Here is a 24,032-nt window from a genome sequence, read left to right as displayed (position 1 = left end):
TATTTAAAAATTGTACAATTCATCACATTCTGTCGCTTAGACTTTCCTTTTTTCTTTCGCCAGCTTATGTAAATTATGGTATAATAAAAACGATTGTATTTTAGAATGGAGAAGTGTGCCATGCAACATGTATTCATCATCGGAAGTCGTGGATTACCAGCAAAATACGGTGGTTTCGAGACTTTTGTTGAGGAGTTGGTAAAAAATAAGCAGAGCGCAGACATTGTTTATCATGTGGCTTGTTTGAGTGACGATAAGCATCAAACGCACTTTAGCTATGAAGGCGCGGATTGTTTTACCATCAAGGCACCTAAGATTGGTCCTGCTCGGGTCATCGCTTATGATATGATGGCTATTAATTATGGACTTCAAATGGTAAAAAAAGAGCGCATTGAACACCCTATTTTTTATATTTTGGGTAATACGATTGGTGCTTTTATCGTGCCTTTTGCTAAGAAAATTCACGCTGTCGGTGGTAAAGTTTTTGTCAATCCCGATGGTTTGGAATGGAAACGATCTAAATGGTCAAAACCTGTTCAAGCTTATTTAAAATATGCTGAAAAATCAATGGCTAAAACGGCTGATTTGGTGATTTCAGATAATATCGGTATTGAAACTTATATTCAGGAGTCTTATCCAGAAGCTAAGACACGGTTTATTGCTTATGGAACCGACTTGACAAGGTCAAGCTTGACTGCTGATGATTATAAGGTCAGAAAATGCTTTGAAAACTGGCAAACAAAGGAAAATGGGTATTATCTAATTGTCGGACGATTTGTTCCAGAAAATAACTACGAAACAGCAATCCGAGAATTTATGAAATCAAATACTAAGCGTGATTTGATTATCATTTGTAACCATAAGAATAACCCTTATTTTGACAAATTGAAACGGTTGACGAATTTTGAAAGAGATAAACGTGTGAAGTTTGTTGGAACAGTTTATGACCGTGATTTGTTAAATTATATCCGAGAAAATGCATTTGCCTACATTCATGGACATGAAGTTGGAGGAACAAATCCAGGTCTGCTTGAAGCTCTAGGACATACTAAACTTAATCTTGTCCTTGACGTTGATTTCAATAAATCAGTAGCTGACGCAAGTGCCTTTTATTGGAATAAAACCTCTGGGAATTTATCATGTTTGATAAATGATGCAGACGGTCATTATGATTTTACAGAATATGGAAACCGTGCCCGTGCGATTGTTAAACAAAATTACACATGGGAAAAAATAGTAGGAGAGTATGAGGAACTGTTTTTAAATGAAAATTAATATTCTCATGTCCACCTACAATGGTGAACAATTTTTGGCTGAGCAGATTGAAAGTATTCAAAAACAAACAGTCAAAGACTGGACATTATATATCCGAGACGACGGCTCTAGCGACCGCACACCAGAAATTATTCAGCAATATGCTCAAAAGGATTCACGTATTATCTTTATCAATGCTGATAATCGTGAAAATTTTGGCGTCATTAAAAACTTTTATACGCTTTTAAAACATAGCAAAGCTGACTATTATTTCTTTTCTGACCAAGATGACATCTGGTTGGAAGATAAATTAGCGGTGACTTTAGCTGAGGCTGAAAAATATAGCAATGACAAACCATTGCTCGTTTATACGGATTTGAAAATTGTTGATAGAGAGCTAAATGTTTTGCATGAAAGCATGATTAAAACACAGTCTGATCATGCCAATACTAAACTAGTTCAAGAATTAACCGAAAATACGGTAACTGGTGGAACAGCGATGATCAATCATGCTCTTGCCGAGCTTTGGACAACAACGGATAATCTCTTAATGCATGACTGGTATTTAGCATTGATTGCTAGTGCCTTGGGACATTTGGTTTACCTCGATTACCCAACAGAATTGTATCGTCAGCATGACGCTAATGTTCTCGGGGCAAGAACATGGTCCAAACGGATGAAAAACTGGTTAAAACCACATAAACTCGTTGAAAAATATTGGTGGTTAATTGATGCCAGTCAAACACAAGCGCGCTTTCTGCTAGACTTAAATTTATCACCAGAAAACAGAGAATTAGTTGAAAACTTTACAACTATTATGGATAAATCACTGTCTCAGCGTATCCACACTTTAAACAAATATGGTTTACGTAAGAACAGAAACTTCCATACGCTTGTCTTTAAAACACTAATTATTACCAAATTTGGTTATAGGAGAAATAAATGAAATTCTTTAGTAAAGAAAATAAAATCTTATTAAAAGAGATGGTAAAAACAGATTTTAAACTTCGTTACCAAGGAAGTTTAATTGGGCATTTATGGTCAATCTTAAAACCATTGATGCTCTTCACAATCATGTACTTGGTATTTGTTCAGTTCTTGCGATTCGATGATGGAACGCCACACTATGCTATTGGTTTGTTAATTGGTATGGTGACATGGAACTTCTTTTCTGAAGCAACTAATATGGGGATGATGTCTATCGTATCTCGAGGTGATTTATTACGTAAATTGAACTTTTCAAAAGAAATTATTGTTATTTCATCAGTTGTTGGTGCGGCAATTAATTATGGTATTAACTTGATTGTTGTATTTGTTTTTGCATTAGTTAATGGAGTGACAGTTTCTTTCGGTTGGTTAACTATCTTCCCTCTCTTTATAGAGTTATTCCTATTCTCAGCGGGTATCGCTTTTGTACTTGCTACTCTGTTTGTAAAATATAGAGATATTGGTCCTATCTGGGAAGTGGTGATGCAAGCTGGTATGTATGCGACACCGATTATTTATTCACTTACATTTATTTTGCAACGTGGTCAAGTCACAGTCGCAAAATTGATGATGCTAAATCCATTAGCACAAATTATTCAAGATATGCGTCACTTTATCGTATTTTCAGGAAATATGCGTGGTTGGGACTTAGTTGGTCATAAAGCTATTACTATGATTCCTTATATTCTTCCATTCTTTGTATTTGGAATTGGTTATTATATTTTCCATAAAAATGCTAAAAAATTCGCGGAGATTTTATAATGTCAGATAAAAAAATTGCAGTAAAAGTTGATCATGTTAGTAAGTATTTTAAATTGCCAACAGAAGCAACTCAAAGCTTACGTACAAATTTAGTTAATTATTTTAAAGGTATAAAAGGTTATCGTGAACAACATGTCTTAAAGGATATTGACTTTGAAGTAGAAGAAGGAGATTTCTTTGGGATTGTTGGACGAAATGGTTCAGGTAAATCAACCCTTTTGAAAATCATTTCTCAAATTTATGTTCCTGAAAAGGGGAAAGTCACTGTAAATGGTAAAATGGTATCTTTCATTGAACTTGGTGTCGGATTTAATCCAGAACTAACAGGACGTGAAAATGTTTATATGAACGGTGCCATGCTTGGATTTACAACTGAAGAAGTAGATGCCATGTATGATGATATTGTTGAGTTTGCGGAACTTGAAGATTTCATGAATCAAAAACTTAAGAACTATTCAAGCGGGATGCAAGTTCGTCTAGCCTTTTCAGTAGCTATTAAGGCTCAAGGTGACGTACTTATCCTTGATGAAGTTCTTGCAGTTGGTGATGAAGCTTTCCAACGTAAATGTAATGATTATTTCCTAGAGAGAAAAACGAGCGGAAAGACTACTATTTTAGTTACCCATGACATGGGTGCTGTTAAGAAATATTGTAATAAAGCTATTTTGATTGAGGATGGTTATATCAAAGCACAAGGTGAGCCAGACGAGGTAGCTAACCAATATAGCTATGATAATGCTAATACTGAAAAAAATGACGATGGAAAAACTGTTGAAAAATTAGTTGTTGATAACTTAGAAGTTAATCTACTTTCTTCTGGTCAAACTACACCAGATAAGCCAATTGAGTTCAGTATCAGTTATAATGTTCTCGAAGATTTAGAGACATATGTAGCATTTTCACTTACAGATATTGACCGTAATATTTGGATTTATAACGATAATTCTATGGAATACCTTTCAAGTGGAAAAGGTTATAAACATGCTACGTATTCTTGTTTATTAAATAATGTAAACAATCTAAAATTAAAACTTGAGGTCTCTATAAGAGATAAAAATGGTAAAATGTTAGCTTTTGCTAACTCAAGTAATACAAATGTTATTCTTGTTAGTCGTAATGATCTAGCACTAGATGATAAATCAGGTAGAGATTCGGCTACAGGTTTAATTCAAAGAAATGGCACTTGGAAATTTAAATGATGGATGCTTTAGTTAGTATTGTTGTAACTTGTTACAACCACGAATCTTATGTAAAAGATTGTCTTGAGAGTATATTTCAGCAGACATATAAAAATATTGAGCTATTGGTTTTTAATGATGGGTCATTAGACGATTCTGATACTGTTATTAAAGATACGCTAAGTTTGAGTCCTTTTGAAAATACTCAGTATTTTTACCATGAGAATAAAGGAGTCGTTCTTACCAGAAATATTGCTTTAGAGCATGTTTCAGGAGATTACCTTGTTTTTGTTGATAGTGATGATACTTTAAAAAAGGATTATATTCGTTTATTAGTTGAAACTGCAGAAAAAGAAAATGCGGATATAGTTTATTCTGCACTCTATGAATTGAATTCTGGAGAGGTTGTTTTACCTATTAAAGAGTATGATTTACAAGAAATGTTTATTGGTAATTTCATACATGCTTCAAGTTTAATAAGAACATCAGCGATTGGAAATATTAAATTTGATGAGCAGTTGAATCGTGAAAAATTAGAGGACTACGACTTCTATTTAAATCTTGTGACAAGCAAGGAATTAAAAGTAGTTCCTTGTTATGCAACTGGATTAAATTATCGTATGTCATTTGATTCAAGAAGTAGCCATCAAAATCTAAAGTCATATTACAAAACGTATGGATATATAATTGGGAAATATCTGACTCGATTCCCTAATTATGTAAAAGAGGCATTAGATTATCATTTTGAACGCTTAACGAGTTTAGATATTGAACACTCTATTAAAGAAGAAAAAATATCGATTTATTTTTCTGAGAATGAGGCATTTTCGGATATTCCAGATTATCAGAATCAAATACAATTTCAAGATGAAATTGAAATTCCTGTAGTAAAAGGTAAGAATTATATCAGAATAAGACCTTCTAATATTCCAAGTTTCTATGAATTTTTTGTTTTAAAATCGAAGGAATATCAGACTGAGATTCTTCCAATAATGTCAAATGGTTTAATCGATGAAAATAGTGTAGTTTTTGAGGATTTCTATCCTTTCCTTGATTATCAATTTACTCTTTCAGAAGGTGATAAGCTAGTGTTGAGCTATAAACGCTATAATATCAATGACATTGTTGCTAAAGATTATATTGGAAAATTGCTTGCGAAGCAAAAATATAATCGTTTACAAACTATTCTATCGTATGAGCAGAAACAAAGACAACTTGAAAGTGAACTTAATCAAAAAACACAGGAATTCGATGACTTAAGTAAGGAGTATAACACTTTACTATCTAACTATCGTTCTATAACAAACTCAATATGGTGGAAAATACCAACTAAAATTATTAATTTCTTTAGGAGAAAAAAATGAAACGCTTACTCTTATATGTTCATTTCAATAAATATAATAAAATTAGTGAGCATGTCTATTATCAACTAGAACATATGCACCCTCTCTTTTCAAAAGTAATCTTTATTTCAAATAGTCAACTTGATGAGGGTGAAGTTGATAAATTACGTCAAAGTCAATTAATTGATGCTTTTATACAACGTGAAAATATTGGATACGATTTTGCAGCATGGCATGACGGTATGGCTTTTGAAGGTTTTGAAAACTTAAAAGCTTATGATTCAGTAACTGCAATGAATGATACTTGCTTTGGACCACTTTGGGATATGGCTCCTGTATATGATAAGTATGAATCAGATGAAAAAGTTGACTTTTGGGGAATGACAAATCATAGAGCGATTGATGCGGGGCATATTTATATTGATGAACATTTACAATCATATTTTATGTCTTTTAAGAAAAGTATTGTAATTTCTGAAGTTTTTCAAGAGTTTTGGAAGTCTGTTGAAGCATATGCAGATGTTCAAAAAGTTATTGATAATTATGAAACGAAATATACTAAGCGTTTTGTTGATGCTGGTTTTCGTTATGCTTCTGTATTGAATACAGTACCAATTGCAGATAATTTTTTCCATTCTAATTTTACAATTCATTATCCACATGTGCTTTTAGATAATCATGTTCCTTTTATAAAAATAAAAACTTTTGATTTGACACAACATTTAGCACCTTATTTGTTGAAAGAAATTGAAAAAGTCTCTAATTATCCAACGAAATTAATTTTAGATCATATGTCGGATATAAGTCTTCCTACCCCACCTTATTTGTTAGATCGTAAAGTACTTAAGGTAGTTGAAAAAGAATATTCAAATACTAAAAAAGTAGCAGTTCATCTTCATACTTTTTACGTTGATTTGTTAGAGGAATTTTTGAATCAATTTGAGAATTTCCATTTTGACTATGACTTGTTTTTGACAACTGATACAGAAGCTAAAAAAGCAGAGATTGAGTCTATCCTTGAGAAAAATGGTAAAATAGCTCAAGTCTTTCTAACAGGAAATCGGGGTCGTGATATTATTCCAATGTTAAAATTGAAAGAAGAATTATCTTCATATGATTATATTGGGCATTTTCATACCAAAAAATCTCCAGAATATCCTTATTGGGTAGGGGATTCATGGAGAAATGAACTTTATCAGATGTTAATTCAATCTGCTGATAATATCTTAGCTAATCTAGAAAATAACGATAATCTTGGACTTGTTATTGCTGATATCCCATCCTTCTTTAGATATACTAAAATAGTTGATCCTTGGAACGAAAATCGATTTGCTGATGGTATGAATGAACTTTGGGAACGTATGAATCTCGGGCGACAAATTGATTTTAATAACTTGAGTACGTTTATCATGAGCTATGGAACTTTTATTTGGTTCAAACGTGATACACTTAAACCACTATTTGATTTAGAGTTGACGGACGATGAAATACCATCAGAACCAATTCCACAACATACAATTTTGCATTCAATTGAACGTATCCTGGTTTATCTTGCATGGGCAAATAATTATGATTATGCCATTGCTAAAAACGATATCTATATAACACCATTTGTGGATAATGTGGTGTTTAACATTCGTCCGAATACAATGCCTAACACCTACGTGAACTTTGACAACATTGGTGGTATTAAAGGAGCACTTAAGTATATTTACCGTGGTCCAGGTAGTGCTATTAAATATATTATCAAGAGGATGGTACTGAAATTTAAATCATGATGAAAAAGTTTTTGAAAAGTTTTGATTGGGTTAATCTTCTAAGGATAGTTTTATTAATTATTTTTCTGTTTTACATCAATTTTTATTTAGTAAATTCTTATGTACTTAAAGGGGCAACAAGTGATTTGTCTTTAGGGTTTCAATCAAGCTTACACTTTAGCTTGATTGCCTATATTTTATCTATTGTTGGGATAAGTTTTTACCTTGTTAAGGATCTGAGTAAAACATTCTTTATAAAGTTAGTTTCTGGATATTTTATTTATCAGATTGTTTCCTATTTTATTTTAGTAACAAGAAATTTAAATAATGAAAAATTTAAAGTATGGGATTTGATTAAAAATCATTTTTTTCAACCGAATTTTCTTGTTACACTTTTGATTATTATAGGTATTTCAGGAGTACTATATTTTTTAATTCAAAAAAATAGGTATCTTGCATTTATTGAAGATTATCTTCAGGATTATGATTCTAAAAACACAATTCTTTTTGGATTTTTAGCATCTTTTGTCGTTAATGATAGACAGATGCTAAAGATTTTCAAAGAATTAGTATCCTCTTATCTTTCTGATAATGATTATGTTCACTTTATAATTCACTTATCTAGCAATCTTGCTTTAACTTTAATGGTTATGGGAGTGGTGTCTTATTTTGTGATTAATGCTTATCAAGCAATTGTTACAAATTCTCCTACTCCATCATTGATGATAACGGTAAGCTTTGCATTAGCAACTATTTTTAATTATACGTTACAGCTAGGAGTTAGAAGTGATGAAACATTACTAGATAAATTTATTTTTCCAGGAGCAACAGCTTATCAAATTATTGCTTTAACATGTCTCTTTTTAATTATCTATCTTGTATTTAATCGCTTTTTATCTGCAACTTTCCTTATTATTGTAACTGGAGTGATTATATCTGTTGTTAATAGTATTAAGGAAGGTCTGCGAAGTGAACCTCTTCTTATTACAGACTTTGTTTGGTTAAAAGAGATTTCGTTGTTAACTAGTTTTGTCGATAAAAGTGTTATTATTTATATTGTGCTTGGTGTCATTGCGACACTTGGTGTCTATATTCTGTTAAGGAAACGTATTTTACCTGGAAAAATTTTTAACATTAAAAGATTACGATTCTCCTTCTTAGGAGCGTTAATTGGTCTTGGAGTTTTCAATTTTATTGTCTTTAGAAATGAAACAGATTCTAAAATTATTGATAATATCCCCGTTGTTTCCAAGGTTAATAATTGGGTTGATATTAATTGGATGGGATTTTCGACTAATGCTAGCTATAAATCGTTGACATATGTTTGGACAAAGCAATTAACAAAATCGGTAATGGAAACTCCTGATGGGTATAGCGAAGAGAAAATTAAAGAGCTTGCGGAAAAGTATCGTAATGAAGCTTCAATAATTAATGCTTCTAGAGCTAATAAAATTGAAGACCAAACAGTCATCTTTATTTTAAGTGAAAGTTTTTCAGACCCGAGTCGTGTTCCAGGTGTTACTTTATCTGAAAATGTTATTCCAAATATTACCCAAATAAAAGATGAATATACAAGTGGTTTGATGATATCAGATTTTTATGGTGGTGGTACAGCTAACATGGAAATTCAGGCTTTGACAGGTTTATCTTATTCTAATTTATCGCCTAGCGTTTCTGTTATGAATACTGAGGTACTTCCTAAAATGTCGTATATTCCTTCTATAAGTGATAGTTATACTGATGACGAAAAAATTGCAGTACATCTTCATAATGGTGCAAATTATTCTCGAAATATTGTTTATAAAGATTTAGGATTTGACACTTTTATAGCTTTGGATGGTACTGACGATAAGCCGACACAATTAGAGTATCTCAGTGCAGGGGCTAGAGATAGCTCAACTTACTATGCTGTCACAAGTAACTTATCATCAGATACAAGCCAATTTTTCTCAGTTATCACCATGCAAAACCATATTCCTTGGGAAGCAGAGGAGCCAGCAGAGATTACTGCTTATGGAGAAGGATTATCAGATGAGGAGAATGAAAGTTTAACTAGCTATGCTAGACTTTTAAACATTACTGATTCAGCAACTGCCGACTTTCTTAACGAGTTATCTGGTTATGACAAAAAAATAACAGTTGTTTTTTATGGCGATCATTTGCCAGGATTGTATCCTACAAGTATATTCTCAAGTGATCCTTTAAATCAATATGAAACTGATTATTTTATTTGGAGTAACTATGAAACAGAAAAACTATCTTATCCATCTGTTAATTCAAGTGATTTCCCAGCACTCGTACTAAAACAAACAGATTCAAAAGTTTCTCCTTACTATGCTTTATTAACTGATATTCTAGAAGCTGAAAATCAATCTTCTGACGATTTAGAAGCTCTATCAATGGATTTACAGATGTTGCAGTATGACCTTACATTAGGAAAGAGTTATATAACAAAAGTGGATGAGAAATTTTTTGAGACTGAATAATTAAACTACTGGAGTTTTTATGAAAAATAAAGTTAATGATTTTGTTAATTTGAATAAGCAAAAAATATTTATAATTTTTGTATTGTATTGCGTTTCTGCTTGTTCAATAGGTGTAGTTAATTATCCTTATATAGATGATATTGCTCGACGTATTGAAGGAGTTGGAAACTTTGCAGCTCATTACTCACGCTATTTAAGTGAATTTGCTTCGTATATCGTTCAAGGAAGTCATCATTTAACAGATACAGGTTTGACCACTTTTGTGGTAAGTGCAATTATTTTAACACTTACAAGCGTAGTCGTTTTATATGTTATGTTTGATGGCGAGCAAATTTCGTGGGTTTCAGCAATGGGTTCAGTTTTTATAGGTATAAATCCATGGTTTTTGGAACCAATTAGTTTTAGATTTGACGCACCTTATATTTGTCTTTCTGTATTGGTATCAGTTATTCCATTTCTTTTCTTTTATTCAAAAAAAAGAAACTATTTTCTTTTATCAATTATTGGAATTTTTTTGATGTGTAATTCTTATCAAGGCTCTTCAGGAATTTATATTATAATGTTATTAACATTACTTTATCGTGATTTTTTGAAGGGCGTTGAGATATCCGAACTCTTAAAAAAACTTTTAATAAGTGCTTTAGCCTATGTGATTTCAATGGGAGTATACCTCTTAGAAACGAAATTGAACCCTGAATTAGCATTACGTGGTGATACAACTAGTATAGCACCTTTGAAGGATATGCCAGCTGCAGTTTTTAATAATCTTAGAGTGTATTTTATAACTTTAAAAAGCCAAAGTACCAATGCTTGGTTATATCTTGCTATTGTATTATTTATAATGTTTTTTGTTTATATGACGTATAGTAGCAAGATTAATAAATTAATATCAAGTATTTTTGGAATTATATATATTGCTCTTGGTTCTATTTTGAGTTTTGGAGTTTATATGTTCTTTTCAACTCCACTTGCAGACGATCGCCCCAGATATGAATATGGTTTTGCATATTTTATTGCTATTATCATGATTCTGTTAGGAAGTTATTCTAGCAATAAGGTGATTGATTATGTTAAAGGTTTAGTAGTAGTTTTATTAGTGTATTACTCTGTATCGTTTGCATTTATATATGCCAGTGCCTTAGATAATCAGAAAGAAGCATTTGAAGATAGTGCAGTTATGTTAGCCGAAGATTTAAATGATTATGTTACAGCTGATAATCAAACAGTATATATTAGTTCAATGTTTAAGGATTCTCCAGCTTATCTTAATACTCTAAAAACATATCCTATACTGGATGATTTAATCCCAAGCAATAGTAATCTTTATTGGCCAAATTTACTGTGGTTTAATACTTTAACAAATTTAAATGTCAATCTAGTTGGTTTTGATTTTAATACAATTGATATGAACACTTTGGAGTTGCTCGAGTCAAATAAATTATGGGATATTTACCAATTGAACGGGGAAATTTATGTCTATACTAAATAATATTGAAAATAGTTAGCTACTTGTTATAGTGTAATTTTATTTACCGTTGGACTATTGCTATATATTCTGTTGTAAGTTATTCATAAATTCACAGTTTGCATATCTTAGAGAGGTTATTATGAAAAAACTATCTATCGTTGTTCCTTGTTACAATGAGCAAGAAACAATTTACCCATTTTTGGAAGAAACTCAAAAAGTCGAGCAAAAGTTAAAAAATCATTTGGTATTTGATTATATTTTTGTTAATGACGGTTCAAAAGATGAGACATTAAACGTATTGCGTGATGTTGCAAGTCGTTTTCCTAACGTTCATTATCTATCTTTCTCACGTAACTTTGGGAAAGAAGCAGGGCTTTTGGCAGGGCTTGAGGCTGCTGATGGTGATTTAATCACTGTTATGGATGCGGATTTACAAGATCCACCTGAGCTTTTGATTAATATGTATCAAAAGATTTTAGAGGGCTATGATGTTGTTGGAACACGTCGTGCCGACCGTAAAGGTGAACCTGTTATTCGTTCTTTCTTTTCTAAGATGTTTTATAAAATAATAAATGCTGTTTCAGATACTGAAATGGTAGATGGTGCGCGTGATTTCCGCCTGATGACTAGACAAGTTGTTGATAGCATTTTAGAACTTGGTGAAGTCAATCGTTTTTCAAAGGGAATTTTCTCATGGGTTGGTTACGATGTGACTTACATTGCTTATGAAAATCGTGAGCGTGTCGCTGGTGAAACGTCATGGAACTTTTGGAGTTTATTAAAATACTCAATGGAAGGGTTCATCAACTTTTCTGAAGCGCCATTGAATCTTTCTTTGTGGGCTGGTGCGGTATCATTTTTAGCATCAATTTTAGGAATTTTATTTATTATTGTTCGAAAATTGACTATCGGTGGAAGCGTCACTGGTTGGGCTAGTCTAGTTTGTATCATCTTGTTCATTGGTGGTATCCAACTGCTTGCTCTCGGAATCATTGGAAAATACATTTCCAAAATTTTCCTTGAAACCAAAAAACGCCCAGTTTACATCGTAAAAGAAAAAGGGTAAACTATCTTGACTATTTTAAGAGATAGCAATTATTTATAAAGGGGTTTTAGGAAATTTATGTTAAAGAAATGCCATGATGTAATCATCAATTTACTTCATGCTTGGTCACTGCTTTTATTTACGCTAATTACTTTAATTAGTTTATTTTATCGAACTTTTATCCCAAGATATTCAGAATTGGCTGAAATAAAGCAAAATCGCTTGTTTCTTCTAATTCTTTTTCTTGCTCTTGGGATATTTTATTTTGTAATAGCCAATCTAAGAAAGAGTAGTGCAAAAAGGATCTTTTTTCTAGGAGTACTTGCATACACTATTTTTGCTATTTATTTGTTTCTTTCGGTGTCGGGAATTTTAAGAAATGATGCTGTAGCGGTATATGATGCTGCTCGTGGTTTAAATAATGGTGATTTTAGTTATTTGGAAATAAATTCTTATTTGTATCGATTCCCTCATCAATTAGGTTTAGTGACCTATGAAAGAATTATTTTAGCACTTACAGGTGCAAAAAATGCTAAGATTTTCTTTCTTTTGAATTTTATTATGATTATTGCTATTAACTATTTAAACTGGAGAATAACGAAAAAACTCTTTGATAATGAAGAAATTTCAAAAATATCAATTGTAATATCGTTTATATTTTTACCACAGTTTTTTTCGATACTTTTTGTGTATGGATTAGTACCTGGTTTATTTTTTTCCATGATAGCAATATATTGTTTAATCGCTTATTTTGAGAAAAGACAGTTAAGATTTTTGGCTGGCTTAATCATCGCACTCATTTGTGCAACGGTTATTAGAAATAACTATATTATTTTGGTTGTTACGATAAGCATTATTTTAATTCTGGATGCAATTAATCATAAAGCTTTTCCCTCTTTTTTAGGAATAATCGTTTTATTTACAATGCTTTCTGCAGCTAATACCAGTATCAATAGTCACTATAAAAATTTATCAAACGGAAGTGATATTTCTGGCACACCACATATCGCTTGGATTGCAATGGGATTAGATGATAATTCAAAATCTCCTCGCTTACCAGGATGGTACGATGAATCAATAGATAATGTGTATGTAGAAAACAAAGGAGACTTTGAAAAAATTAAAATTTTAAGTCAATATAAGGTTAAAGAACGCTTGGATTATTTAACTGGTCACCCTAAGTATGCATGGGATTTCTTTGCAACAAAAGTTCTTTCAACTTGGACAGAAGGTTTATTTCAAAGTATCTGGTCAGGCCCAGCTCCAGCTCTTAACCAAGGAGTGAGGACTTTTCTTTGGAAAAGTGTATATAATGGAAAGTTTTTCTATAAATTCTTTTCACTTTTTAGTACTGCAATACTGTTTTTGATTTATTTTGGAAGTTTAGTATTTCTATTTTATTTAGTTGGTTCACAAAAAGTAGTAAATTCTCTTATTTTTTATCCATATATTTATTTTTCAGGAGGCTTCCTTTTTCATCTCATTTGGGAAACTAAAAGTCAATACGCTTACCCTTATATTGTATTATTATTTCCCGTCGCTGCATTTGGTCTATTTAAATTTCCACAACTGAAGAAAACAGTTCTTTGGAAGAGAATAGTTCAAAAACTAAGATTAGTTTTATTTTCTTTAAGTGATACTATTGAGAATGCGAAATTAAATAAATAATTTTATATTTTTCACAGATTTTATAGCTGTTTTTCCGAATTATATAGTGTAAACACATTATACAAAGAAGGAGAACAGCTTTTTGAGTAAACTTAAAACAGCTTTATTGTCAACAGTTGTACTAGGTGCGACTTGTCTTTCACATCCCATTTTTGCTGATCAGCAAGGGAATGCCATTGTTTCTAAAACTAATTTTGATTCTGCAAGTAAAACATTTGAAGTTACAGCGCAGCAGTCAGATAACGGAAAAGCAATCAAAGGGATTAATGTTGCTATTTGGTCTGAAGAAAATGGTCAAGATGATTTGAAGTGGTACACAAATTCAAATGTATCAGGGGGGCAAGTCAAGGTTCAATTTAATTTAGCAAATCATGGTAATCGTGCAGGAAATTACATCACGCATGTTTATACAAATTACACGGACGGTAGTTGTTCAGGAGTTGCTTTGGAGAATACTAAGATTAACCCGAAAGCACCGCAACTTTCTGTAAAAAATGGTGCTATCCAAATGACAACAGATATTTATGCACCATCAAATGGTCAGATTAAATATGCAGTTTGGTCTGAGGAGAATGATCAAGATGATTTAAGATGGTATGAAGATAGTGGTAAAGGAATTACGCAAGCAGATTTGAAAAATCATAGCGGATATGGAAGATATTTTGTTCATACTTATTTATCTCAAGGTGGGAAAATGATTGGAATTAATGGTCAAGACATTGTCATTAATAAACAAGAAGTTTCGTATCAGATTAACAAAGTTAACGATACAACTTACGATGTATTAGTAACTAATGTGCCAGAATACATTACTTCTATCGCTGTACCTACTTGGTCTAACGCAAATGGTCAAGATGATATAAAATGGTACACTACTACTAAAGTAGATAATGGGACATATAAGGCGAAAATCAATTTAGCAAATCATGGTTATGCATCAGGAGATTATAGTGTCCATATCTATGGTCAAAATGCGATTACTAATAACTTTGAAGGATTGAAAGGAACTTCAGGTTTTAGAGCAGACAATGTTCCAAATCAGAATACTACCCCAACCCCTCGTATCACGACTTACATCAATGAAACGAATACTTACCCTGTTGGTCAGTGTACTTGGGCGGTGAAATCATTAGCGCCATGGATTCCGAATTGGCTTGGAAATGCTGGCGGCTGGGCCACAAATGCCAAAGCTAAGGGATTTAGGACTGGCTCAACGCCACGTGTGGGGTCGATTGCAGTTTGGCCAAATGATGGTGGCGGTTATGGTCACGTAGCTTATGTGACAGATGTAGCAAGTAATACACGTATTCAAGTTAAAGAATCTAATTACGCTGGAAATCAATACATAGCGAATTTCCGTGGTTGGTTTAATCCACTTGATTCATTTTGGGGTGGAAGTGTAACCTATATTTATCCAGATTAATCATAAGGCGGCGATTTTGAAATCGCTGCCTTGTTTGTTATACTGCATTTGTATGCGCTTGAATGACATGAAGATTCATGTTACAATGATGAAAAGGAAGTAAGAAAGAGGAGGAATGCATTTGAAAAAGAATGTCCTGCGAAGTTGTCTTTTATCGCCAGTGATTATCGGAGCTTTTCTAAGTTCAAGTTTAGTTTTGGCAGATGAAAATACAACGATTTCTACAACAGCTGAGAATGTTCAGACAGAGCAAGTTTCATCGACGACAGAAAACACTGTTGCAGATACATCTGTATCAGAAGCGGAACAAGCAACGGAATCGTCATCTGAACAGCCACTTGTAGAAGATAGCGATAACGAAACAACGGTTTCTGAAAATAATTCTTCAATAGATTCAGCAACTACAGACACAACAGATGCGATAGTAGTAGCTAACGAGTCAGCATTGTCTGAGACGTCTGATAATCTTGGTGCCAATACAAAAGCAGAAGAAGTCAGCGAGGATTCTCAAACAGCAGAAACAAGCACTACAACTACTGGCGCTGTGGATGAAGAAGCAACGGAAGATGACAATGAGACTGAAACTTTGACCGTGAATACTGATACTGTTTCTGAAGTCAATACAGCAAGTCTTACGACGTCATTGCAATCAACAGCAAAGAAAGTGACTTCAACCCAGACTCAAAAATCATTAGTAGAGGCTTCTGTTTCTGGAAATACGCTTTCCGTTCAATATAATGGAACTATCACAGCAGGAGAATCTCTAAAATTTGCGGTTTGGTCTGACAATAATGACCAAGATGATTTGGTTTGGTATGATGCAGATGCTTCTGGTGCGGCTTATATCGATTTATCAAATCATAAAGATTACGGTATTTACAATATTCACACCTATTCTTTCAAAAATGGTCAAACTACTGGTTTGAATGCTATGACTGTAACGGTGGCACGGCCAGAAGTCACAACAAATATTACACAAACGAGCAATGGCAATTTCACCATTACAATTAGTAATGTGCCTGACAGCATTACTAGTATTTTAGTACCTGTTTGGTCTGATAACAATGGTCAAGATGACATCAAATGGTATTCTGCTAAACAAACTGGGACAGGAACTTATCAAGCTACGGTTTCAGTTGCCAATCATAATAGTGACAATGGTCATTATAGCGCCCATATTTATGGACAAAGCAGTATCACAGGTGGCTTAATTGGTTTGGCAGTAACATCTGGTTTTGATAATGTAGATACTCGTCCTAATGCTACGGTTTCAGTTGTTAATTATGCTGAGGATAAAACAACATTTGATGTCGTTGTCACTGGTAGCTCTGCAACAAAAACAATCAAATCAGTTGCTATCGCTGTCTGGTCAGAGGATAAAGGGCAGGATGATCTTATCTGGTACACACCAACGATTACCAATAATTCTGCGCGTGTAACGATTGACATTGCTAATCATTCTAACACTTCAGATATTTACAATGTTCACGTTTATACTGACTACGCTGATGGTACACGTGTGGGGCAAGTTTTGGGAGCTTATCAAATTACAAAACCAACGCCTAAAAACGATGTGACGGCAACCCTGACAAGTGATGGTATTGCTTTAACATTGGATTCTAATACCGTAACGGATTATAGCAAGGTTAAATTTGCGGTTTGGTCAGATGACGAAGGTCAAGATGATTTGGTTTGGTACGATGCAAGTTCTGCTGGAACAGCTTTAGCATCATATGAAAATCATTCAGGATATGGAACTTATCATATTCACACGTATTCATTTGAAACAGGTAAAGCTGTTGGTTTGAATGCGACAGATATTGTTATTGAAAAGCCAAATGTTCAAACAACTATTACCAAAGTTGATGACAATACCTACAAAGTCACGGTGACAAATGTGCCAATTTATATCAAATCAGTATCTTTACCAGTTTGGAGTACGGTAAACGGACAAGATGATATTGATTGGTTAACTGCGACTAAAGAAGATTCATCAACTTATACTGGTACCATTTCATTGAAAGATCATCATTATGATTCAGGTGACTACAATGTTCACGTTTATGGGCAAAGCAAACTCGGTAATCAGTTTATCGGCTTAGCTGTAACCAAAGGTTTTACAGTCACAGAAACAAGTGCAACAGCACCAACAATAACTGTTTCAAATTATGATAAAGATAGTGGAGTATTGACTGTTACAGTCTCTGAGACAAGCACAAGTAAGCAATTGAAATTCATTCGTGTAGCGGCTTGGTCAGAAAGTGATCAATCTAACCTTTACTGGTACACAACATCAGATATTACTAATGGCACAGCAAGCTTAACAGTAGATGAAAAGTATCATGATTACATCAAAGGTGATTATACGGTGCATGTCTATGTTGATTTTAGTGATGGGACAACATCAGGTTATAATCTAGGTAGCTATACTTTTAATGCAGACCAACCTGTTCAGCAAGAATCATCATATTTCATTGACATCAGTAGTCATAATGGCGTTATTTCAGTTAGTGAATTCCTATCGTTGAAGAGTCAAGGAATTACAGGTGTGGTTGTTAAATTGACAGAAGGAACAAGTTATACCAATCCATATGCAAGTTCTCAAATTAGCAACGCACAAGCAGCTGGTTTGAAAGTTTCAGCTTATCATTATTCACATTATGAAACGGCTGCGGAAGCTAAAGCCGAAGCGCAATACTTTGTTTCGGTTGCAAAATCATTAGGGCTTTCAAGTTCAACAGTTATGGTTAATGATATGGAATCTTCAGAAATGCTAAATGGAGATATTAATGCTAACACGCAAGCTTGGAAAGAAGAAATGACTCGCCTTGGTTATAGTGATTTGGTTTACTATACAATGGCAAGTTGGTTGGATATCAAGGGCGGAAAAGTTAGCACATCAACATTTGGCATGTCTAATTTCTGGGTAGCTCACTATGTTTATGGATACACCTATTTAGACCAAGAAACGGCTAAATCCCTTGCTTATTATTCATCAGCAGCGGCATGGCAATATACAAGTGTATCACCTAAATTATCACATGCTTTAGATGAAAACATTGATTATACTGGTCGCTTCACATGGTAAAGGAGGTTACCAATGAAAAAGAAATTGAGATGTTACCTAACCTTACTTTTGTCTTTAGGATTGCTAGCGGCGTGTTCTACGCATTCGCAAAATAATACCAATCAGAGTTCTTCGTCAACTACCGTAAGTAGTAGTGTTAAGAAATCGACAAATTCAAGTGAGACAAGTACATCATCAACTGGTTCATCTGAATCAGAAGAAGCATCATCAACAGAAAGTTCACCATCAACAGAAGTTACGTTAGCTCCAATTAATACAGGTGCTATTTTGAAAGCAGACTATTCAACAATGGCTGGAACGTGGCAGAATGCTTCTGGGGAAACTTTGACGTTTAATGATGCAGGATTGGCAACAGAAGGGTTAACGGCTGATTTTCTGGATATTGATCAAAATGGAATCTTACTCTTAGATGTTCAAACAGGGTCAAAAACAAATGTGACACTTTACATTGTACCTGCTAATACTAGCTTTTCTAGTGATTATTTGAACGGACAAAGTGATAATTCTGAGGTATCAAAAGACCGTATTATTTCTTCTGCCGATATTAGTTCTGGAGATATCGCTAACAAAGCTTATTATCATGTATCAGAATAAAAGTCTTAAATTTTAAAACGAACTCGTTTATTAATTTCAAGCCTCATGAAAAAACAGTCCACTGGACTGAACTCGTTCATTAATTTCAAGACTCGTTAAAAAACAGTCCACTGGACTGTTTTTTTATGCTATAATGGTAATGAAAAAAATAGAGGTGAATAATGTCTTACGAAAATTTATTAAATCGTTTTTTAAGCTACGTGAAAGTGAATACGCGTAGTAATCCTGATAGTACTACAACACCTTCAACTCAGACTCAAGTCGATTTTGCATTAAACGTTTTGAAGCCTGAGATGGAGGCAGTTGGTTTGCAAGATGTACACTATTTGACAAATGGCTATCTTGTTGGTACTTTACCAGCTAACGATTCAACAAAAACACGAAAAATTGGTTTTATCGCACACATGGATACGGCTGATTTTAACGCTGAAGGTATCAAGCCACAAGTTATTGAAAATTATGCAGGTGGCGCTATTGAAGTTGGTCAATCTGGTTATGCCCTCAACCCAGAAGAATTTCCAAATTTAAATAACTACCTTGGTCAAACCTTGGTAACAACTGACGGAACAACCCTTCTTGGTTCTGATGATAAATCAGGTATCGCTGAAATCATGACAGCCGTTGAATACTTGGTAGCTCATCCTGAAATCAAACATGGTGAGATTCGTGTTGGTTTTGGTCCTGACGAAGAAATCGGTGTCGGTGCTGATAAATTCGATGTTGATGATTTCAACGTTGACTTTGCTTACACGGTCGATGGTGGACCACTTGGCGAAATTCAATACGAAACATTTAGTGCAGCTGCTTTGGAAGTTGATTTCATGGGACGTAACGTTCACCCAGGAACAGCTAAAAATCAAATGATTAACGCTTTGCAACTAGCGATTGATTTCCATAATCAACTACCAGAAAATGAACGTCCTGAAAATACAGAAGGCTATGAAGGATTCTTCCATTTACATGGTATGGAAGGTACTGTGGAAAAAGCGCACAGCTCATATATTATCCGTGATTTTGAAGACGACTCATTTGAAAATCGTAAAAAATTGGTTCAAGAAATCGCTGATAAGATGAATGCTGAATTAGGTAAAGAAAGTGTTATTGTCAATCTTCATGACCAATACTACAATATGAAGAAAATCATTGAAAAAGACATGACACCAGTTGAACTTGCTAAAGAAGTCATGGAAGATTTGGAAATCAAGCCAGTTATCGAGCCAATTCGTGGCGGAACAGATGGTTCAAAAATCTCATTTATGGGAATTCCTACACCAAACCTATTTGCAGGTGGTGAAAATATGCATGGTCGCTTTGAATTTGTCAGTCTTCAAACAATGGAAAAAGCTGTGGATGTTATTATCGGTATTGTCCAAAAATAACCTTAAGCTTTACATAAGTATTGTTTGTTAGATTAGACTAATGGAGGACTGTTATGATTAAAATCTTTGGAAAGATGCGATACCATTGGCAACCTGAGTTATCTTGGTCAATTATCTATTGGTCAATTGCTGTAGCGCCAATGTTTATCGGCTTATCATTACTGTTTGAGCGGACAAAAATACCAAGTCAATTTTTTATCTTATTTGCTATCTTTATTGTGCTGGTTGGTCTTGGTTTTCATCGGTATTTCGTTATCGAAGAAAATGGAAGATTACGGATTGTTTCTTTGAATCCTTTTAAAAAATCAAGCGTAGCGATTGCGCAGATTAAAAAGATTGAAGTCAACAAATCTGGTATTATCATAAAAATCAAAAATCAGCCAGACCGTATTTTTTATATGAGAAAATGGCCTAAGAAATACTTTTTAGATGCTTTGGCAGTTCATCCTGACTTTCTTGGCGAAGTAGAATTGATAGACAATTTTATCAAGCTGGATTACTTTGAAGCTTACAAGGCTAACAAAAAAGCTCCTACAAAATCGTAAGAGCCTTTGTTGGGCAAGATTTGATAGCAGTGAGGGTGTCTTGATCTGAGTTAGGAACAACTTTTTCTAAGTCCTCAGAATCAGCAAATTTTACGATACCGTCATCATGGTAATCAAAAAGTTTAGAATATGTCTGGCATAGGCCGCAAGCAATACATTTTTCAGGAATTATTGATACTTTCATAGTATTATTGTAATATGAATTGATTTATTTAACAAGGGGACATTATGGCAAAACAACCGTGGGAAGAAAAAGTAGTCGATGACAACGAAATTAAAATCAGCCGTAAAACAAAAGGCTCTGCTATTAGTACGCCTTTGTTGACAGCGTTGCTTAGTATTTTCTTTGTCATTGTGGTTGCGATTTTGTTTGTTGTTTTTTACACTTCAAATCGTGGTAGTGATAAAGCATCAGAAACATCGAATTTTTATGGTGCATCATCATCTAGCGTTGTTTCTTCGTCGTCAGAAGCGTCATCATCAGAGACAACTGCTGAAACAACGACTGATGAGTCTTCAACAGATGCAAGTTCAGATGATACAACTGAATCTTCAAGCTCTACTGGTAGCGGCGACACTATTACTGTTTTATCAGGAGAAGGTGCAGCTTCTATTGCAGCACGTGCAGGCATTTCAGTTGAAACACTCTATGAGCTTAACCCTGACCACATGACATCGGGTTATTGGTATGCTAACCCAGGAGATGAAGTTTATATTAATTAGGAAGAAAAGGAAATCATGAAATCAATTAGAATTGCGATTGATGGTCCTGCTTCAAGTGGAAAGAGTACAGTAGCCAAGATTATTGCTAAAAATCTTGGCTATACTTATCTTGATACTGGAGCAATGTATCGTTCAGCAACTTATCTAGCTTTGCAAAATGGATTAACAGAAAACAACGTTCAAGAAATTTTAGAAGCTTTGTCTAAGCACTCTATTTCTTTTGGACGTGCCGAAGATGGTAGTCAAACTGTTTTTGTTGGTGACAAAGATGTGACACTTGCTATCCGCCAAAATGATGTGACAAACAACGTTTCTTGGGTGGCAGCTATACCAGAAGTTCGCGAAGAACTGGTTGAGCAACAACGTCGCATTGCTAAAAATGGCGCTATCATCATGGATGGTCGTGACATTGGAACGGTTGTTTTACCAGATGCAGAATTGAAAATTTTCTTGATTGCGTCGGTAGAAGAACGAGCAGAACGTCGTTTTAAAGAAAACCAAGAAAAAGGTATTGAAACGGATTTTGAAACATTGAAGCGTGAAATTGCAGAACGTGATTACAAAGACAGTCATCGTAAAGTTTCACCGTTGAAAGCTGCTGATGATGCCATTACTTTTGATACAACTGGTGTTGATATCGACGGTGTTGTCAAATTTATTCAAGAAAAAGCAGAAAAAATCATTGACATGGATTAGTCTCTGTGATAGAATAGAGACAATGAGAAAAGCAGAAGTGAGAACTTCTCGCCTTGCGACTAAGGTTGTCTGGCCCAACATGTCAAAGATTCCTTCGGGAATACTATGTATGTACGGGCTTGGTTTGTCAAGTCCGTTTTTGTTTTTCTCTAAAAAAATAAAGAGGTGAAAATCATAGCTAAGAAAGATCTATTCATTAACGATGAAATCCGCGTTCGCGAAGTTCGTCTCGTTGGTCTTGATGGTGAACAACTAGGAATTAAACCATTATCAGAAGCACAAGCTATTGCTGATGATGCTAATGTTGACTTGGTTTTAATTCAGCCACAAGCTACGCCACCTGTTGCAAAAATTATGGACTATGGAAAGTTCAAATTTGAGTATCAAAAGAAACGTAAGGAACAACGTAAAAAACAAAGCGTTGTGACTGTTAAAGAAGTTCGTCTTAGCCCAGTTATCGATAAAGGTGACTTTGAGACTAAACTTCGTAACGGCCGTAAATTCCTTGAAAAAGGAAACAAAGTGAAAGTCTCAATTCGCTTTAGAGGTCGTATGATTACTCACAAGGAAATTGGAGCAAAGGTATTGGCGGAATTTGCAGAAAGAACGCAAGATATTGCTATTATTGAGCAACGAGCTAAGATGGATGGACGTCAAATGTTCATGCAACTTGCTCCAATTCCTGACAAAAAATAATTGTCAATTTTAAATATTTTAAGAGGAGAATTCTAAAATGCCAAAACAAAAAACTCACCGCGCATCAGCTAAACGTTTCAAACGTACAGGTTCTGGTGGATTGAAACGCTTCCGTGCGTTTACTTCACACCGTTTCCACGGTAAAACTAAAAAACAACGTCGTCATCTTCGCAAAGCCGCTATGGTGCACTCAGGAGATTTCAAACGTATTAAAGCAATGCTTTCAGGTCTTAAATAAGAATAAAGCATTTACTCAATATTATTAAGAATTATTTGGAGGAGAATATAAATGGCTCGTGTTAAAGGTGGCGTTGTATCACGCAAACGTCGTAAACGTGTATTGAAACTTGCTAAAGGTTACTATGGTGCAAAACATATCTTGTTCCGTACTGCAAAAGAACAAGTAATGAACTCTTACTACTATGCATACCGTGACCGTCGTCAGAAAAAACGTGATTTCCGTAAACTTTGGATCACACGTATCAATGCAGCAGCTCGTATGAATGGTTTGTCATACTCACAATTGATGCACGGTTTGAAATTAGCTGAAATCGAAGTTAACCGTAAAATGCTTGCTGATTTAGCAGTTAACGATGCAGCAGCTTTCACAGCTCTTGCAGATGCAGCTAAAGCTAAACTTGGTAAATAAGAATTAAAACAAACGTAAGTTCTACTTACAATCAATTAAGAGCGCTAAGCTTACAGCTTAGTGCTTTTTTGTATTCAAATAGAATAAAACATGTGAACTATTTATATCGTTACCTGGTGCGCTATGATTTAGACGTTAAGAATTTTGAAATAGCGTGTTCGGGATTACCGTCGAAAAACGGTGATAAGATATTGTTGGCAAGGCAGGATTTATTATTTACTTGTGAGTTCGATTTTGGGTCTGCTAGAGAAATTAGAATGTAACTTCGACTTGAAAGGTGATCATAGGAGT

Annotated in this window: 20 protein-coding genes, 2 pseudogenes and 1 other annotated feature; of the genes and pseudogenes, 21 read left to right on the top strand and 1 reads right to left on the bottom strand. The window is 34.1% G+C overall.

Annotated elements, in window-relative coordinates:
* Positions 1–120: 120 nt before the first annotated feature.
* The 16 genes and pseudogenes from cps2T (at position 121) to BTR42_RS07435 (ending at position 20,977) form a co-directional block, all read left to right on the top strand.
* Complete coding sequence (gene cps2T, locus BTR42_RS07505) at positions 121–1,275, top strand: beta 1-4 rhamnosyltransferase Cps2T (protein WP_077497044.1); 1,155 nt, start codon at positions 121–123, stop codon at positions 1,273–1,275.
* Entirely contained in the window at positions 1,265–2,200 is a 936-nt protein-coding gene (locus tag BTR42_RS07500; protein WP_077497042.1) for a glycosyltransferase family 2 protein, read from the top strand. Before cps2T ends, BTR42_RS07500 begins: the two co-directional genes overlap by 11 nt.
* Complete coding sequence (locus tag BTR42_RS07495) at positions 2,197–3,003, top strand: ABC transporter permease (RefSeq protein ID WP_074581188.1); 807 nt, start codon at positions 2,197–2,199, stop codon at positions 3,001–3,003. Before BTR42_RS07500 ends, BTR42_RS07495 begins: the two co-directional genes overlap by 4 nt.
* Positions 3,003–4,202: an ABC transporter ATP-binding protein gene (locus tag BTR42_RS07490; protein ID WP_009854474.1), complete on the top strand. Its 1,200-nt coding sequence runs from the start codon at positions 3,003–3,005 to the stop codon at positions 4,200–4,202. Before BTR42_RS07495 ends, BTR42_RS07490 begins: the two co-directional genes overlap by 1 nt.
* Positions 4,199–5,545, top strand: coding sequence for a glycosyltransferase family 2 protein (locus BTR42_RS07485; protein ID WP_077497040.1), 1,347 nt, complete (start codon positions 4,199–4,201; stop codon positions 5,543–5,545). The genes BTR42_RS07490 and BTR42_RS07485 overlap by 4 nt, the downstream gene beginning before the upstream one ends.
* Positions 5,542–7,302: a rhamnan synthesis F family protein gene (locus tag BTR42_RS07480; protein ID WP_077497038.1), complete on the top strand. Its 1,761-nt coding sequence runs from the start codon at positions 5,542–5,544 to the stop codon at positions 7,300–7,302. Before BTR42_RS07485 ends, BTR42_RS07480 begins: the two co-directional genes overlap by 4 nt.
* Entirely contained in the window at positions 7,299–9,767 is a 2,469-nt protein-coding gene (locus BTR42_RS07475) for an LTA synthase family protein (protein ID WP_077497036.1), read from the top strand. The genes BTR42_RS07480 and BTR42_RS07475 overlap by 4 nt, the downstream gene beginning before the upstream one ends.
* 19 nt (positions 9,768–9,786) lie before the next feature.
* Entirely contained in the window at positions 9,787–11,256 is a 1,470-nt protein-coding gene (locus BTR42_RS07470) for a glucosyltransferase domain-containing protein (RefSeq protein ID WP_077497034.1), read from the top strand.
* 118 nt (positions 11,257–11,374) lie between these two features.
* On the top strand, positions 11,375–12,301 hold the full coding sequence (locus BTR42_RS07465) for a glycosyltransferase family 2 protein (protein ID WP_074581183.1): 927 nt from the start codon (positions 11,375–11,377) through the stop codon (positions 12,299–12,301).
* A 57-nt stretch (positions 12,302–12,358) separates the two neighbouring features.
* On the top strand, positions 12,359–13,948 hold the full coding sequence (locus BTR42_RS07460; RefSeq protein ID WP_077497032.1) for a glycosyltransferase family protein: 1,590 nt from the start codon (positions 12,359–12,361) through the stop codon (positions 13,946–13,948).
* A gap of 82 nt (positions 13,949–14,030) precedes the next feature.
* Positions 14,031–15,371 carry a GBS Bsp-like repeat-containing protein gene (locus BTR42_RS07455; RefSeq protein ID WP_077497030.1) on the top strand — a complete coding sequence of 447 codons (1,341 nt, stop codon included), beginning with the start codon at positions 14,031–14,033 and terminating at the stop codon, positions 15,369–15,371.
* Between the two features lie 115 nt (positions 15,372–15,486).
* Positions 15,487–16,284, top strand: a pseudogene (locus BTR42_RS13035) (GBS Bsp-like repeat-containing protein); the annotation flags it as partial.
* A gap of 9 nt (positions 16,285–16,293) precedes the next feature.
* Positions 16,294–18,459: pseudogene (locus BTR42_RS07450) on the top strand (GBS Bsp-like repeat-containing protein); the annotation flags it as partial.
* A 12-nt stretch (positions 18,460–18,471) separates the two neighbouring features.
* Entirely contained in the window at positions 18,472–19,053 is a 582-nt protein-coding gene (locus tag BTR42_RS07445; protein WP_077497026.1) for a DUF6287 domain-containing protein, read from the top strand.
* Positions 19,054–19,214: 161 nt separating this feature from the next.
* Complete coding sequence (gene pepT, locus BTR42_RS07440; RefSeq protein WP_077497024.1) at positions 19,215–20,432, top strand: peptidase T; 1,218 nt, start codon at positions 19,215–19,217, stop codon at positions 20,430–20,432.
* Between the two features lie 53 nt (positions 20,433–20,485).
* Positions 20,486–20,977 carry an EbsA family protein gene (locus tag BTR42_RS07435; protein ID WP_009854462.1) on the top strand — a complete coding sequence of 164 codons (492 nt, stop codon included), beginning with the start codon at positions 20,486–20,488 and terminating at the stop codon, positions 20,975–20,977.
* Here the strand turns inward: BTR42_RS07435 and BTR42_RS07430 are convergent.
* The gene (locus BTR42_RS07430; RefSeq protein ID WP_009854461.1) at positions 20,964–21,161 is read right to left on the bottom strand and encodes a ferredoxin; all 198 of its coding nucleotides are present in this window, start codon (positions 21,159–21,161) and stop codon (positions 20,964–20,966) included. The two genes, BTR42_RS07435 and BTR42_RS07430, sit on opposite strands and share 14 nt — an antisense overlap.
* 44 nt (positions 21,162–21,205) lie before the next feature.
* On the opposite strand from BTR42_RS07430, the gene BTR42_RS07425 reads away from it, so the two are divergent.
* The 5 genes from BTR42_RS07425 (at position 21,206) to rplT (ending at position 23,741) form a co-directional block, all read left to right on the top strand.
* Positions 21,206–21,700, top strand: coding sequence for an SAG1386/EF1546 family surface-associated protein (locus tag BTR42_RS07425; protein ID WP_009854460.1), 495 nt, complete (start codon positions 21,206–21,208; stop codon positions 21,698–21,700).
* A 15-nt stretch (positions 21,701–21,715) separates the two neighbouring features.
* Positions 21,716–22,396, top strand: coding sequence for a (d)CMP kinase (gene cmk, locus BTR42_RS07420; protein ID WP_077497022.1), 681 nt, complete (start codon positions 21,716–21,718; stop codon positions 22,394–22,396).
* A 23-nt stretch (positions 22,397–22,419) separates the two neighbouring features.
* Positions 22,420–22,547, top strand: a sequence feature (ribosomal protein L20 leader region).
* Positions 22,548–22,561: 14 nt separating this feature from the next.
* Complete coding sequence (gene infC / locus BTR42_RS07415; RefSeq protein WP_003065423.1) at positions 22,562–23,092, top strand: translation initiation factor IF-3; 531 nt, start codon at positions 22,562–22,564, stop codon at positions 23,090–23,092.
* Between the two features lie 37 nt (positions 23,093–23,129).
* Positions 23,130–23,330 (top strand): 50S ribosomal protein L35, encoded by a 201-nt coding sequence (gene rpmI, locus BTR42_RS07410; protein WP_003065422.1) that lies wholly within the window; start codon positions 23,130–23,132, stop codon positions 23,328–23,330.
* Positions 23,331–23,381: 51 nt separating this feature from the next.
* Positions 23,382–23,741, top strand: a complete 360-nt coding sequence (rplT, locus tag BTR42_RS07405) for a 50S ribosomal protein L20 (RefSeq protein WP_000124839.1) — start codon at positions 23,382–23,384, stop codon at positions 23,739–23,741.
* The last annotated feature ends 291 nt before the right edge of the window (positions 23,742–24,032 follow it).

The organism is Streptococcus gallolyticus subsp. gallolyticus DSM 16831 (assembly GCF_002000985.1).
Taxonomy (GTDB): domain Bacteria; phylum Bacillota; class Bacilli; order Lactobacillales; family Streptococcaceae; genus Streptococcus; species Streptococcus gallolyticus.
This window is presented reverse-complemented; position numbering and strand designations above follow the sequence as displayed.

Excerpts from the sequence above, each read along its gene's own strand:
- cps2T (WP_077497044.1), top strand. The coding sequence starts at position 121 with ATGCAACATGTATTCATCATCGGAAGTCGTGGATTACCAGCAAAATAC.
- BTR42_RS07500 (WP_077497042.1), top strand. The coding sequence starts at position 1,265 with ATGAAAATTAATATTCTCATGTCCACCTACAATGGTGAACAATTTTTG.
- BTR42_RS07495 (WP_074581188.1), top strand. The coding sequence starts at position 2,197 with ATGAAATTCTTTAGTAAAGAAAATAAAATCTTATTAAAAGAGATGGTA.
- BTR42_RS07490 (WP_009854474.1), top strand. The coding sequence starts at position 3,003 with ATGTCAGATAAAAAAATTGCAGTAAAAGTTGATCATGTTAGTAAGTAT.
- BTR42_RS07485 (WP_077497040.1), top strand. The coding sequence starts at position 4,199 with ATGATGGATGCTTTAGTTAGTATTGTTGTAACTTGTTACAACCACGAA.
- BTR42_RS07480 (WP_077497038.1), top strand. The coding sequence starts at position 5,542 with ATGAAACGCTTACTCTTATATGTTCATTTCAATAAATATAATAAAATT.
- BTR42_RS07475 (WP_077497036.1), top strand. The coding sequence starts at position 7,299 with ATGATGAAAAAGTTTTTGAAAAGTTTTGATTGGGTTAATCTTCTAAGG.
- BTR42_RS07470 (WP_077497034.1), top strand. The coding sequence starts at position 9,787 with ATGAAAAATAAAGTTAATGATTTTGTTAATTTGAATAAGCAAAAAATA.
- BTR42_RS07465 (WP_074581183.1), top strand. The coding sequence starts at position 11,375 with ATGAAAAAACTATCTATCGTTGTTCCTTGTTACAATGAGCAAGAAACA.
- BTR42_RS07460 (WP_077497032.1), top strand. The coding sequence starts at position 12,359 with ATGTTAAAGAAATGCCATGATGTAATCATCAATTTACTTCATGCTTGG.
- BTR42_RS07445 (WP_077497026.1), top strand. The coding sequence starts at position 18,472 with ATGAAAAAGAAATTGAGATGTTACCTAACCTTACTTTTGTCTTTAGGA.
- pepT (WP_077497024.1), top strand. The coding sequence starts at position 19,215 with ATGTCTTACGAAAATTTATTAAATCGTTTTTTAAGCTACGTGAAAGTG.
- BTR42_RS07435 (WP_009854462.1), top strand. The coding sequence starts at position 20,486 with ATGATTAAAATCTTTGGAAAGATGCGATACCATTGGCAACCTGAGTTA.
- BTR42_RS07430 (WP_009854461.1), bottom strand. The coding sequence starts at position 21,161 with ATGAAAGTATCAATAATTCCTGAAAAATGTATTGCTTGCGGCCTATGC.
- BTR42_RS07425 (WP_009854460.1), top strand. The coding sequence starts at position 21,206 with ATGGCAAAACAACCGTGGGAAGAAAAAGTAGTCGATGACAACGAAATT.
- cmk (WP_077497022.1), top strand. The coding sequence starts at position 21,716 with ATGAAATCAATTAGAATTGCGATTGATGGTCCTGCTTCAAGTGGAAAG.
- rpmI (WP_003065422.1), top strand. The coding sequence starts at position 23,130 with ATGCCAAAACAAAAAACTCACCGCGCATCAGCTAAACGTTTCAAACGT.
- rplT (WP_000124839.1), top strand. The coding sequence starts at position 23,382 with ATGGCTCGTGTTAAAGGTGGCGTTGTATCACGCAAACGTCGTAAACGT.